This is a genomic window from Rhizobium sp. P2_G2 (assembly GCF_056403555.1).
Genome location: NZ_JBFUFF010000035.1, coordinates 24,886 through 38,090, shown reverse-complemented (window position 1 = coordinate 38,090; position 13,205 = coordinate 24,886). Strand labels below are relative to the sequence as shown.

The following is a 13,205-nucleotide window of genomic DNA, read 5'->3' as shown; positions in this document are numbered from 1 at the left end:
CGGCGTTCTCCATCATTCCGGCTCGATGACTGGGTCTCCAACGCGAAAACTTTGGAGCCTCACGATGAATATTGCCGCAAAGCCTGAAACCCCGACAGTCACCACCGGCCCGCTTCCGGCGTCGACGAAGATTCATATCCAGGGGGAAATCCATCCCGGCATCCGGGTGCCGATGCGCGAGATCGCGCTGCATCCGACCGCTGGCGAGCCGCCGGTGACGGTCTATGATTCCTCCGGCCCCTATACCGATCCCGCGCATGTCGTGGCGATCGAATCCGGCCTGCCGCGGCTGCGCCAGGCATGGATCGAAGCGCGTGGAGACGTGCAGGCTTATGAGGGGCGCGTGGTGAAGCCGGAGGACAATGGCTTTGTCACCGGCGACCGCCTGACGCCGGAATTTCCGGTGCGCGAGCGTCCCTTGAAGGCCAGGGATGGCAGGGCGGTGACGCAGCTTGCCTATGCGCGGGCCGGGATCATCACGCCGGAAATGGAATTCGTCGCCATCCGCGAGAATATCGGACGCAAGGCGATCCGGGAAAAGCTCGCGCGCGACGGCGAGAGTTTTGGCGCGGCTATTCCCGATTATGTGACGCCCGATTTCGTGCGCGAGGAAATCGCCCGGGGGCGGGCGATCATTCCGGCCAATATCAATCACCCGGAGAGCGAGCCGATGATCATCGGCCGGAATTTCCTAGTGAAAATCAATGCCAATATCGGCAATTCCGCCGTCACCTCGTCGATGGCCGAGGAGGCCGACAAGATGGTCTGGGCGATCCGCTGGGGCGCCGATACGATCATGGACCTGTCGACCGGCCGCAACATCCACAATATCCGCGAATGGATCATCCGCAATGCGCCGGTGCCGGTCGGTACTGTGCCGCTCTACCAGGCGCTTGAGAAGGTGGGCGGCATCGCCGAGGACCTGACCTGGGCGGTTTTTCGAGACACGCTGATCGAGCAGGCCGAGCAGGGTGTGGACTATTTCACCATCCATGCCGGCGTGCGGCTTGCCTATATTCCGCTGACGGTCAATCGCGTCACCGGCATCGTCTCGCGCGGCGGCTCGATCATGGCCAAGTGGTGCCTGCATCACCATAGGGAGAGTTTTCTCTACGAGCATTTCGAAGAAATCTGCGACATCTGCCGGGCCTATGACGTCTCCTTCTCGCTGGGCGACGGGCTGCGGCCCGGCTCGATCGCCGATGCCAATGACGCGGCGCAATTTGCCGAACTCGAGACGCTCGGCGAGCTGACCAAAATTGCCTGGGCCCGAGACTGCCAGGTGATGATCGAAGGCCCCGGCCATGTGCCGATGCATAAGATCAAAGAGAATATGGACAAGCAGCTTGCGGTCTGCGGCGAGGCGCCTTTCTATACGCTCGGACCGCTGACCACCGATATCGCGCCGGGCTATGACCACATCACGTCCGGCATTGGTGCCGCGATGATCGGCTGGTTCGGCACGGCCATGCTCTGCTATGTCACACCCAAGGAACATCTCGGCCTGCCCGACCGCAACGACGTCAAGATCGGGGTGATCACCTACAAGATCGCCGCGCATGCTGCCGATCTCGCCAAGGGCCATCCGGCCGCGAAAGTCCGTGATGATGCGCTGTCGCGGGCTCGGTTCGAATTCCGCTGGGAGGACCAGTTCAACCTCTCGCTCGACCCGGATACTGCGCGTTCCTTCCATGACGAGACGCTGCCCAAGGAGGCACACAAGGTCGCGCATTTCTGCTCGATGTGCGGGCCGAAATTCTGCTCGATGCGCATCTCGCACGATCTGCGCGCCGAGGCGCAGAAGGAGGGGCTCGAAGCCATGGCGGCGAAATACCGCGCCGGCGGCGATCTCTATATGCCCGTGGGAGAGTGAGATGCGCATTCTCGTCAGGGGGGCCGGTGTCGCCGGCCTCGCGGTGGCGCATGAACTTGCGTCTCTCGGTTTTGCTGTCGATGTCAGGGATGTCGCACCATCGATCGGGGCGGGTGCCTCGTGGCTGGCCGGTGGCATGCTGGCGCCCTGGTGCGAGCGGGAAAGTGCCGACGAGCGGGTGCTCGTGGAAGGCAGGGCTGCCGCCGATTGGTGGGAGGCTGCCGTGCCTGGCGAAGTCATGCGCAAGGGCACGCTGGTGGTCGCGCCGCAGCGAGATCTGGGCGAGCTTGCCCGCTTCGCGTCACGCACATCCGGATATGAGTGGCTGGGTGAGGATGGCATTGCCGAGCTGGAGCCGGGGCTTGCCGGCCGCTTCCGCAAGGGGCTGTTCTTCCGCGAGGAGGCGCATCTCGATCCGCGGCGGGTGATGCAGGGCCTGCATCGATCGCTGCAGATGCAGGGTGTCCGGTTTCATCTCGGTGTGGCTGACGGTTTGGTCGAGTGCCAATTTGAGCCAGGGCAGTCGCATGTGCCGCAAGACCCTCTCTGGCCTGCCGGCCATCTCCCCCACAAGGGGGGAGAAGACTTGCGGCACCCTGTTCGCCTCAATCAAGGCACAGCGGTGCGGCGAGGTAAGCCCCTCCCCCTTGTGGGGGTCCGAAGGACGGGCCGAGACCGGCGGCTCGACCCTGTAAGTTGGGGAGGGGTCGCCTTGCATTACGATCAAGTGATCGACTGCACCGGTTCTGCAATGATCGGAAGGCTGGAGCGCCTGCGCGGCGTGCGCGGGGAGATGCTCTATCTGGAAACAGAGGAGATCGCATTGTCCCGGCCGGTCCGGCTGCTGCATCCGCGTCACCCGATCTATATCGTCCCACGGCAGCATGGCCGCTTCATGATCGGCGCGACGATGATCGAGAGCGATGCGGGCGGACCGCCCAGCGCGCGTTCGATCATGGAACTGCTCAATGCCGCTTATGCCCTGCATCCGGCCTTTGGCGAAGCCCGTCTGATCGAGACCGGCGCGGGTGTGCGGCCTGCTTTTCCGGATAATTTTCCGCGCGTGATCGCAGCGGGACAGGCGCTGCATGTGAACGGGCTCTATCGCCATGGCTTTTTGCTGGCGCCGGCCATGGCCCGGCAGGTGGCGGAGCTTCTGGCAACGGCTGAGATGAAACGAACAAAGGCAGGAGCGACGGCATGAAACTGATCGTCAATGGCGAAGATCATCACCTTGATGCGGCAACACTCACCGATGTCATGACCCTGCTTGACTACGAGGGGGGATGGCTGGCGACCGCTGTCAATGGCGAGCTCGTTCATCGCGAGGACCGAACGGATTGCCGTCTCACCGACGGCGATCGGATCGAAATTCTCACGCCGCTGCAGGGAGGTTGACATGGTCGCGTTTTATGGAACCGAAATCGGTTCGCGCCTGCTGTTGGGCACGGCGCGCTATCCCAGCCCTGCCGTTCTCGAAGAGGCGGTGCGGCGGTCCGGAACGGAGATCGTGACTGTATCCTTGCGGCGTGAAATGGCCGGCAGCAAAGCAGGCGGGACATTCTTTGACCTGATCCGGGCGCTTGGGGTGCGCGTGCTTCCGAACACGGCAGGGTGCCATTCGGTGTCCGAAGCGGTGCTGACGGCAAAGATGGCGCGCGAGCTGTTGCAGACCGATTGGATCAAGCTGGAAGTGATCGGCCATCACGACACGTTGCAGCCCGATGTCTTCGCCCTGGTGGAGGCGGCAAAGATCCTTTCGGGCGAGGGCTTCAAGGTGTTTCCCTATACCACGGACGATCTCGTCGTCGCCGAACGCCTGCTGGACGCCGGCTGTGAAGTGCTGATGCCCTGGTGCGCGCCGATCGGCTCGGCCATGGGGCCGGTCAACAGGATGGCGCTGAAATCGATGCGGGCGCATTTCCCCGATATTCCCCTGATCGTCGATGCCGGCATCGGCCGTCCCTCGCATGCGGCCACGGTGATGGAGATCGGCTACGATGCCGTGCTGCTCAACACGGCTGTCGCGGGTGCCGGGGAGCCGGCTTTGATGGCCGAGGCCTTCGCGCAAGCCATCGAGGCGGGCCACAAGGCCTGTCGTGCAGGACCGCTCGAACCGCGGGACATGGCCGTGCCGTCGACGCCGGTGATCGGCAAGGCGGTATTCGCATGACGCTCGATCCCTTCTACCTGATCGTCGACAGCGCCGACTGGATCGAACGGCTGGTTCCGCTGGGCGTGAGACTGGTGCAGTTGCGGATCAAGGATGTCTCGGATGACAGGCTGCGCCAGCAAATCCGCCGGGCAAAGGCGATCTGTGCCGATCACGGCTGCCAGCTTATCGTCAACGACTATTGGCAGGTCGCGATCGAGGAAGGCTGCGATTTCATCCATCTGGGCCAGGAGGATCTTGCAACTGCCGATCTCTCAGCCATTCGTCGGGCCGGCTTGAAGCTCGGCCTTTCCACGCATGACGAGGCGGAGCTTGCAACGGCGCTGGCCGCCAGGCCGGACTATGTCGCACTCGGTCCGATCTATCCGACCATCCTCAAGCAGATGCAATGGGCACCGCAGGGGCTTGAACGCATCAGAGACTGGAAACGGCGCGTCGCCCCGCTGCCGCTGGTGGCGATCGGCGGCTTGAATGTGGGGAGGCTGCAAGGCGTGTTCGAGGCGGGTGCCGATAGCGCGGCTGTCGTCACCGACATTACGCTCAATGCCGATCCCGTGGCGCGGACACGGGAATGGATCGAACGAACGGCGGCGTGGCGATGAGTGTCAGACCGAAAGTTCTGGTTGTCGCCGGCTCGGACTCTTCCGGCGGCGCTGGCGTCGCACGCGATGTGGCGACGATTGCCGGTTTCGGCGTCGGAGCCTCGGTCGCCATCACGGCGATCACCGCGCAGACGCATGCGGCCGTCATCGCGGTCGAGCCCATATCCGCGCATCTGGTCGCCGCCCAGATGCGGGCGGCACTGGCCGCCGATCCGATCGCAGCCATCAAGATCGGAATGATGGCGACGGCGGAGGTGGTGCAGGCCATCGCCGACGTGCTGGCCGACAATGCCGGCATTCCGGCCGTTCTCGATCCGGTGCTTGCGAGCTCGTCGGGAACCCGGTTGCTCTCTGATCCCGGGCTCGACAGCCTGAGGCAAAGGCTGCTGCCCGCCGCTTGCCTGGTGACGCCCAATCTCCCCGAGCTTGGTATTCTCACAGATCGCGAAACGGCCCGTTCGGACGCTGAAATATCGCACCAGGCCGCGCAAATCCTGGACACGGGCTGTCCCGCCGTGCTGGTCAAGGGCGGCCATGGGGACGGCGCGATGTCGATCGACACGCTCTATGTGTCCGCCGTGCCGCCAGGATACTTCGCTTCGCCGAGACGCCAGGTCACGTTGCGGGGAACGGGCTGCATGTTGTCGAGCGCCGTCGCGGCGCATCTGGCGCTCGGCCAGGACATGCCGGCGGCGCTCGCCGCGGCAAAGGCGTTCATGGACCGGCAGTTCGATGCGGCGGCCGAGTGATCGTCGACATTGCGGTCGATGGCCTGAACGAAGCCGATGACGGGGACGCAGAGATATTCTTGCCGCCGCTGGCCGATATACTGCGGGGCCCATGCAAAACACGCCGGGTCCCCTGAACAGGGGATTGTGCGACTTTGTCGCATCTATACCGTTTTGAGATCAAAACGGGGAGCGATCAATGTCTTATTCAATGGTGTTGAAGGAAACTGTCGAGGGAACCGACAAATCCGTGACCTTTGCCGGCATCGGCGGGGATTCGGTCATCGTCACGGGGACCGGGTTCAAATACGATGCCGACGGCTATCTCAAGGCCGGCAACATCACCAAGCTGACCTATATCGACGATGATTTTTCAGGCCCCGTGAAGGCGCAGACGGTGACGATGAAGCACGCCGTCTCCGCCGCGGACCTATATGACGATCTCCTGTCACCGGCGATTGCGCTGATCAAGCAGACGGCGGATTGGTCGACGATCGATACGATCGACACATTCACGTCCAAGCAGATCGTCATCGAGATGGACAACTTCAATTTCGTCACGATCAAGGGCACGGGCTTCACCCAGGATCCGACAAAGGGCACGGTGACGTCGCTCGAATATTCCGACTTCAACGGTCATTCGCTCGACACGGTCGACAACCTGCATGCCTCGCTGTCCGCGGTCATGACGGCGCTCGGCGGGTCGGGTGATATCTACAACTACCTCGCCCAGGGCGACAGTTCGATCAAGGATTTCACCGCTTTCCCGCCGACGCTGGAAGGAGGCCTCGGCGATGACAGGCTTGATGGCGGCGATGCTGCCTTTCCCGTTGCTGATTATCGTCATACGGCGCTTTCGGGGATCAAGGCGGACCTCGGTACGGGAAAAGTGACCGGCGGTGCGGGCCATGACACATTGGTCGATGTCATCGGCCTCCAGGGCAGCAATTTCAACGACGAGATCATCGGCAAGGATACAAAGGACGGCACCTTCGGAGAGCAGTTGAACGGAAATGGCGGCGCCGACAAGATCAGCGGGCTTGGCGGTATCGACTATCTCTATGGAGATGACGGCAACGACACGCTTTCGGGCGGCAAGGGCGACGACAAACTGACCGGCGGAGCCGGCAACGACAAGATCGATGGCGGTGACGGGGTCGATCTTGTCAGTTTCGATGGCGATGTCCTGGGCAAGAAGGGCGTCGAGATCGATCTCGGCAAGACGGGCCTCCAGAATTTCGGCGCCTGGGGGAAGGACACGATCCTGAATGTGGAAGGCGTCTATGGCAGCGCCAACAATGACTCGATCACGGGCACCGACAAGCGTGACGAAGTGCTGATCGGCGGCGGCGGCACGGATGTCATCAAGGGGCTCGGCGGCAATGACACGCTCTATGCCCAGATCGGGCCGGGCGGCTTCTACACCGAAGTCATCGGCAACGATACGCTGGATGGCGGCGCCGGCAATGATATCCTCAATAGCGGTGACGGCGCCGACCTGATGATCGGAGGCGCGGGCAAGGACACGTTCGTTTTTCAACGGCTTCCCCAGACATTTTTCGGCGACGACGTCGACAAGATCAAGGATTTCGACAGCAAGCAGGACACGATCAAGATGGCCCACCAGGCGATCGACCAGTTCGATGCAGGCAAGGTGAGCGCCGACCATTTCGTCCTCGGCACCGCCGCCAAGGATGGCGACGATTGGCTGATCTATGACAAGAAGACCGGCAATCTCTACTACGACGAGGATGGCAGCGGCACCGATCACGATCAGGTGTTGATCACCACCCTCATGAACAAAGGCGACCTGTCCAATACAGACTTTCTCCTGACCTGAATTCGATCGGGTGCGCTCTCGGCCATATTGCGATTGCAGCGACTGCGCCAACGCGGCGAGGCGTCTGTCACGGCGTAACGCGATGCGAATGGTTGAAAAATGAGCACGAAATTCGATTGACTACAAAGTGAGCTTGTCATAGCTTCGCCTGACAAATGGCACTGATCGCCAACGGCAAATGAGCCCCGATCTCCGCAAATTTCTGCGGACGGGGCTTTTTTTATGCCGTTTCTCCGGTCGTGCCCTGGCCTGATTGTTCCAATTGGGAGTTTGGCGTGGCAGACGGTGTTCGTGGTCAGAGCGGTGGATTGCCGGGCAGGTGTCAGGCCGGTGCGTGCCGTCATCGTCCCGGATTGCAGGAGGCGTCGTGATCCGGAAGACCATCCCCCTTTCGCTGCTTTATTCGACCACGGGCACCTATGCGGCGCTTGGCCGCGACGCCGTGGATGGCGCCCTGACGGCTGTTGCCGAGGTCAACGGCGACCCCGCTTCATCCTTCCAGTTCGAGCCGCGGGTCGATGATCCCGCTGGCAATGCCGAGCGCTATGCCGAATTCGCCGAAGCGGCCATCCGGCAGCGGGGATGCCGGCATATCGTCGGCACGATCACGTCCTGGAGTCGCAAGGATGTGCTGCCGGTCGTCGAACGGCATGGGGCGCTGCTCTGGTACGCTTTTCCCTATGAAGGCTATGAGACCAGCGACAGCGTCGTCTATCTCGGAGCCTGTCCCAACCAGCATCTGCTGCCGCTGTTCGATCATGTGCTGCCGCGCTATGGCAGGCGGCCGTTCATCGTCGGGTCGAACTATATCTGGGGCTGGGAGATCGGCCGGATTGCCCGTGAGATGACCGAGGCGGCGGGTGGCGAAGTGCTGGCCGAGCGCTTTGTGCCGCTCGGCTCGGAAGAGGTCGACCATCTGATTGCCGAGATCCGCCAGAAGCGGCCGGATTTCATTCTCTCCAATCTCGTCGGCCGCTCCGTCCATGCCTTCATCCGCGCCTATGCGGAATTGCGCGACAGCGACCCGGAATTCGGCGCCGACCGCCGGCCGATCGTCGCCTGCAACTTTTCAGAAACAGACCTCGAAGGGCTGAGCCCACGCGCAAAGGCAGGTCATATCGTCACCGATATCTATCTGGACAAGCTCGACACCGAGGAGAACCGGCGTTTCAAGGCGCGGCTGGCGGCGCGTCGCGGGGGAGGGCGGCCGGTCACCGGGCCGTTCGTCTTTGCCTATATGGCGGTTTCCATCCTTGCCCAGGCCATCGCCGATGCCGGCACCGACGATCCCGATGTGATCCGCAAGGTGGTGACGCAGCGCCGGTTCGAGACACCGATCGGGCCGGTCTCCTTCGATCCGCGCACGCATCACGCCGGGCTGAGGCCCTATATCGGCCGCTCCGACGAGGAGGGTGGCTTCGAGGTGTTCGACATGGACACGCCGGTCATCGAGGCCGATCCCTATCTGGTGCGCTCGGCCTTTCCCGCCAAGCCCGTGGGCCATGCGCCGGCACCGGGACTGAAGGTGGTGAAATGAGCCAGTTCGAACGGCCGATGTTTTCGAACTGRCAGGCGGTGATCCTGCACCGGCCGCATCCGGCCGTCGAGGCGCTGACGCGGCAGCTGCAATCGCTGCATATCCGGGTCAGGTCCGTCTGGCCGCAGCTCGACGAGCAGGATGCGACAGCCGATGTGGTGTTTTTCGATGCCGATATGGGGCACGACCAGCAGTTTCCCTGGCCATCGGGCTTTTCGCCCATGCCGCTCGTGGCGCTCATCGGCTCGGAAGCGCCGGGACGGATCGAATGGGCGCTGGCCCAGGGTTCGAACGCGCATATGCTCAAGCCGATCGGCTCGACCGGCGCCTATAGCGCGCTGCTGATCGCCGCGCACGCCTATCGGAAGGCGCGCAGCCATGCCGACGATATCCGTGTGCTCGAGGACCGGTTGCGGCAGCGGCCGATCGTGGTGCGCGCCGTGTTGCAGCTGATGCAGCAGGGCTATGCCGGCGAGACTGCGGCCTTCAAGCGGCTGAGAAGCATTTCCATGGATTGGGGCATGACGATCGAGGAGGCGGCGGATGCCATCTGCAGGAACGACAAGCGCACGCGCGGCGGACCATAGAACAAGGATGAAAAAGGGAGACGGAATATGGAGATAAAGGAAGGCTATGCACCCTATGGCGCCTACCGGACCTGGTACCGGATCACCGGCGACCTGGCCTCCGGCAAGCCGCCGCTGATCGTGGCGCATGGCGGGCCGGGCTGCACGCATGACTATGTCGACAGCTTCAAGGATATTGCCGAAACCGGCCGCGCGGTGATCCATTACGATCAGGTCGGCAATGGCAAATCCACGCATCTGCCGGACAAGGGCGGGGATTTCTGGACCGTCGATTTCTTCAAGGCCGAGCTTCACAATCTCATCGATCATCTCGGCATTCGCCAGAGCTATTGCCTGCTCGGCCAGTCCTGGGGCGGCATGCTGTCGGCGGAGTTTTCGGTCGACCGGCCGGCCGGGCTGAAGGCACTGGTGATCGCCAATTCGCCGGCCGCCATGGTCACCTGGATTTCTGAGGCCAATCGCCTGCGCGATGCGCTGCCGGCCGATGTGCAGGCGACGCTGCTCAAGCACGAACAGGCCGGCACCACGGATTCGGCTGACTATACCAAGGCCACGGATGTGTTCAACGAGCGCCATGTCTGCCGCGTCGTGCCGATGCCGCCCGAGGTGAAGCGCACCTTCGATGCCATCGCCGAGGACCCGACCGTCTACCACACGATGAACGGGCCGAACGAATTCCACGTCATCGGCACGATGAAGGACTGGTCGATCGTCGGCCGCCTGTCRACCATCACTGTGCCGGTGCTGCTGATCTCCGGCCGCTTCGACGAGGCGACCGCGGCCTGCGTGCAGCCCTATGCCGATGAAATTCCGGATGTGCGCTGGCGAATCTTCGAACAATCCAGCCATATGCCGCATGTCGAGGAACGTGCCGCCTGCATGGCCGAGGTGGGTGCCTTCCTGGATGCGAAAGCGCCCTGAAAACAGGGCCGCCCTTCGGGGCGGTCGCGAATGCCAGTCCTATCGAACCAGCCACAACAACAGGGGAACAGACCATCATGACCAAGAGATCAATGACAACCTTCCGTCGTGCAGGGGCCGCTCTTGCCGGCGTCCTGCTCGCCCAGACTATGCTTGCGGGCCTCGCCCATGCCGAGGACCGTGCGGCGCTCATGACCCAGCATCGCGGCGGCAGCATGGTGCTGTCGGCCGTGTCTGCGGCCGGCACCATCGACCCGGCGATCAACTATACCGCCCAGTACTGGCAGATCTACCAGATGACCTATGACGGCCTGGTCAAGTTCAAGCAGGCCGGCGGCATCGAGGGCTTCAAGATCGTCCCCGATATCGCCGAGGCGATGCCGGAGATGAAGAATGACGGCAAGACCTTCGTGTTCAAGATCCGCAAGGGCATCATGTTCTCCAACGGCAAGGAACTGACGCCGGCCGATGTCGTCGCCTCGTTCCAGCGCATCTTCAAGGTCAAGGGGCCGACCGTCGGCAGCTTCTATAACGGCATTGTCGGCGCCGACAAATGCATCGCTACGCCCGATACCTGCACGCTCGACGGCGGCATCAGCGCCGATGCGGCCGCCGGTACTGTGACCATCAATCTCGTCGCAGCGGATTCGGAGTTCTTCGACAAGCTCGCCGTGCCGCATGCCTCGATCGTGCCGGCCGATACCCCGGCCAAGGATGCCGGGACGACGCCGATCCCGACCACTGGTCCCTATTATTTCGACAGCTACAATCCCAATGAAGCGCTGGTCATGAAGCGCAATCCGCATTTCAAGGAATGGAGTGCCGATGCCGAGCCTGATGGCTATGCCGACGAGATCATTTACAAGTTCGGCATGACAGAAGAAGCTGTCATCAACGCCATACAGAACGGCCAGGTCGACTGGATGTTCGATACGCCGCCGGCCGACCGTCTGCCGGAACTCGGCACCAAATATGCCAAGCAGATGCATCTCGATCCGCTCGCCGCCTTCTGGTACGCGCCGATGAACACCAACCTGGCGCCGTTCAACAATGTCAAGGCGCGCCAGGCGCTGAACTATGCACTCGATCGCGATGCGCTGGTCGGCCTGTTCGGCGGCGACGCGCTGGGGCAGCCGACCTGCCAGATCCTGCCGCCGGATTTCCCCGGCCATGTTGATGATTGCATCTACACCAAGGATCCAGGCCCGACCTGGTCGGAGGCCGACATGGACAAGGCCAAGCAACTGGTCGAGGAATCCGGCACGAAGGGCCAGAAGGTCACCGTGATCGCCGAAGACAATGCCGTTGCGCGGGGCATCGGCACCTATGTCCAGAGCGTGTTGACCCAGCTTGGATATGAAGCCTCGATGAAGGCGATCTCGCCGAATATCGAGTTCTCTTACATCCAGAACACCAACAACAACGTCCAGATCAGCATCACGCAGTGGTACATGGACTATCCGGCGGCGTCGGACTTCCTCAACGTGCTGCTCTCCTGCGGCAGCTTCACCAAGGGCAGTGATTCCTCGATCAACATTTCGGGCTATTGCAACAAGGACCTCGATGCTCAGATGAAGGCGGCGATGAAGCTCTCGCTCACCGACGAGAAGGGCGCCGAAGCCGAATGGGCGAAGATCGACAAGGGCTATATGGCTGAGGCGCCGCTTGCGCCGCTGTTCACGCCGAAAAGCGTCAATTTCAGCTCGGCCCGCCTCGGCAATTACCTGTTCAACAAGCAGAACCGCTGGATCATCTCCCAGTCCTGGGTGAAATAATCCGTGTGGGCAATGGCGTGCAGCCGCATGCCATTGCCCGCTTCATCCTTGAACAATCCGAATCGGCGAGAACAGCGGCTGTTTGCGACCGTGTGACCGTCGGTGACGGCAGGAACTGGAAATGACCCTCGTATCCGACAGCATTGCCAATCCGATGGAGAATTCGGAAAGCAAAGGCCTCCGAAAAGGCTCCAGCCACTGGCAACGCGCCTGGCGGCTTCTCAAGCGCGACAAGCCGACGATCGCCGCCGCCCTGGTGCTGCTGGTGATCATCCTGTCGAGCCTCGCCGCACCGCTTTATGCGCATTACGTGTCGGGCACCGATCCGTTCAGCTCCAATCTCAGCGGCAAGATCAAGATCGACGGCAAGAAGGTCAAGATCATGCAGCCTTCGACCGAGGGGCTGGGTCTTGGCGTGACGCCGATCGGGCCGACTTGGGCTGCGCAATATTTCCTCGGCGCCGATACGCAGGGGCGTGATGTCGCCGCCCGGCTGCTTTACGGCGGCCGCAATTCGCTGCTGATCGCATCCTGCGCCACGGCCATCTGTCTTGTCTTCGCCGCGCTGATCGGCATCTGCGCCGGCTTTTTCGGCGGCGCCGTCGATATGGTTCTGTCGCGGTTCCTCGACATCCTCTGGGCCTTTCCCGTCTATCTCCTGGCTATTTCGCTGTCGATCGTGCTGATTTCCAAGGGCATCGTGCTCGGCCCGATCGAGATAACGGCAGACAGCCTGCTGCTGCCGATCGGCATTATCGGCATCATCTACGTGCCCTATGTGGCGCGCCCGGTGCGCGGCCGCGTGCTGGCGCTGAAGAACAGCGAATTCGTGCTGGCGGCGATCGGTCTCGGCATTCCCGAATGGCGCATCCTGTGGAAGGACATCCTGCCGAATGTCTCGACCATGTTGATTGTCTTCATTCCGCTGATGATGGCGCTCAATATCGTCACGGAATCATCGCTCTCCTTCCTGTCGATCGGCGTGCAGGCGCCGGATGCAAGCTGGGGCACCATCATCCAGGATGGCCAGACGCTGCTTTACACCCGCCCGATCGTGGCGCTGGCGCCGGGCATTGCCATCGCGCTCACCGTGCTGACGCTCAATGTCGTGGGCGACAGTATCCGCGACGCGCTCGACCCGCGCACCAAGATCGTCTGAGGAGGCGGAG

At 62.3% G+C, this 13,205-nt stretch carries 12 protein-coding genes; all 12 read left to right on the top strand.

The annotated features are described in order from the left end of the window. Positions 1-64 precede the first annotated feature (64 nt). The 12 genes from thiC (at position 65) to AC1D06_RS22600 (ending at position 13,195) form a co-directional block, all read left to right on the top strand. Positions 65-1,873, top strand: a complete 1,809-nt coding sequence (gene thiC, locus AC1D06_RS22655) for a phosphomethylpyrimidine synthase ThiC (protein ID WP_477988059.1) — start codon at positions 65-67, stop codon at positions 1,871-1,873. A gap of 1 nt (position 1,874) precedes the next feature. Continuing rightward, a complete protein-coding gene (locus AC1D06_RS22650) occupies positions 1,875-3,077 on the top strand; it encodes an FAD-dependent oxidoreductase (protein WP_477988058.1) in 1,203 nt (400 codons plus the stop codon). After that, on the top strand, positions 3,074-3,271 hold the full coding sequence (gene thiS, locus AC1D06_RS22645; protein ID WP_477988057.1) for a sulfur carrier protein ThiS: 198 nt from the start codon (positions 3,074-3,076) through the stop codon (positions 3,269-3,271). Before AC1D06_RS22650 ends, thiS begins: the two co-directional genes overlap by 4 nt. Position 3,272: 1 nt before the next feature. After that, on the top strand, positions 3,273-4,046 hold the full coding sequence (locus AC1D06_RS22640) for a thiazole synthase (protein ID WP_477988056.1): 774 nt from the start codon (positions 3,273-3,275) through the stop codon (positions 4,044-4,046). Beyond that, positions 4,043-4,648, top strand: coding sequence for a thiamine phosphate synthase (locus AC1D06_RS22635; protein WP_477988055.1), 606 nt, complete (start codon positions 4,043-4,045; stop codon positions 4,646-4,648). The genes AC1D06_RS22640 and AC1D06_RS22635 overlap by 4 nt, the downstream gene beginning before the upstream one ends. Then, complete coding sequence (locus AC1D06_RS22630; protein WP_477988054.1) at positions 4,618-5,397, top strand: hydroxymethylpyrimidine/phosphomethylpyrimidine kinase; 780 nt, start codon at positions 4,618-4,620, stop codon at positions 5,395-5,397. Before AC1D06_RS22635 ends, AC1D06_RS22630 begins: the two co-directional genes overlap by 31 nt. Before the next feature lie 178 nt (positions 5,398-5,575). Beyond that, complete coding sequence (locus AC1D06_RS22625) at positions 5,576-7,216, top strand: calcium-binding protein (RefSeq protein ID WP_477988053.1); 1,641 nt, start codon at positions 5,576-5,578, stop codon at positions 7,214-7,216. 367 nt (positions 7,217-7,583) lie between these two features. Continuing rightward, on the top strand, positions 7,584-8,753 hold the full coding sequence (locus AC1D06_RS22620; protein ID WP_477988052.1) for a transporter substrate-binding domain-containing protein: 1,170 nt from the start codon (positions 7,584-7,586) through the stop codon (positions 8,751-8,753). Beyond that, positions 8,750-9,340, top strand: a complete 591-nt coding sequence (locus AC1D06_RS22615; RefSeq protein WP_477988051.1) for an ANTAR domain-containing response regulator — start codon at positions 8,750-8,752, stop codon at positions 9,338-9,340. The genes AC1D06_RS22620 and AC1D06_RS22615 overlap by 4 nt, the downstream gene beginning before the upstream one ends. Positions 9,341-9,367: 27 nt before the next feature. Beyond that, a complete protein-coding gene (locus AC1D06_RS22610; protein ID WP_477988050.1) occupies positions 9,368-10,261 on the top strand; it encodes a proline iminopeptidase-family hydrolase in 894 nt (297 codons plus the stop codon). Positions 10,262-10,338: 77 nt separating this feature from the next. After that, a complete protein-coding gene (locus AC1D06_RS22605) occupies positions 10,339-12,036 on the top strand; it encodes an ABC transporter substrate-binding protein (RefSeq protein ID WP_477988049.1) in 1,698 nt (565 codons plus the stop codon). Between the two features lie 121 nt (positions 12,037-12,157). After that, positions 12,158-13,195 carry an ABC transporter permease gene (locus tag AC1D06_RS22600; protein ID WP_477988048.1) on the top strand — a complete coding sequence of 346 codons (1,038 nt, stop codon included), beginning with the start codon at positions 12,158-12,160 and terminating at the stop codon, positions 13,193-13,195. Positions 13,196-13,205 lie beyond the last annotated feature (10 nt).

Bases quoted from the DNA above. Each gene is read 5' to 3' on its own strand.
- thiS (WP_477988057.1), top strand. From the start codon at position 3,074: ATGAAACTGATCGTCAATGGCGAAGATCATCACCTTGATGCGGCAACA.
- AC1D06_RS22625 (WP_477988053.1), top strand. From the start codon at position 5,576: ATGTCTTATTCAATGGTGTTGAAGGAAACTGTCGAGGGAACCGACAAA.
- AC1D06_RS22600 (WP_477988048.1), top strand. From the start codon at position 12,158: ATGACCCTCGTATCCGACAGCATTGCCAATCCGATGGAGAATTCGGAA.
- AC1D06_RS22650 (WP_477988058.1), top strand. From the start codon at position 1,875: ATGCGCATTCTCGTCAGGGGGGCCGGTGTCGCCGGCCTCGCGGTGGCG.
- AC1D06_RS22640 (WP_477988056.1), top strand. From the start codon at position 3,273: ATGGTCGCGTTTTATGGAACCGAAATCGGTTCGCGCCTGCTGTTGGGC.
- thiC (WP_477988059.1), top strand. From the start codon at position 65: ATGAATATTGCCGCAAAGCCTGAAACCCCGACAGTCACCACCGGCCCG.
- AC1D06_RS22605 (WP_477988049.1), top strand. From the start codon at position 10,339: ATGACCAAGAGATCAATGACAACCTTCCGTCGTGCAGGGGCCGCTCTT.
- AC1D06_RS22630 (WP_477988054.1), top strand. From the start codon at position 4,618: ATGGATCGAACGAACGGCGGCGTGGCGATGAGTGTCAGACCGAAAGTT.
- AC1D06_RS22635 (WP_477988055.1), top strand. From the start codon at position 4,043: ATGACGCTCGATCCCTTCTACCTGATCGTCGACAGCGCCGACTGGATC.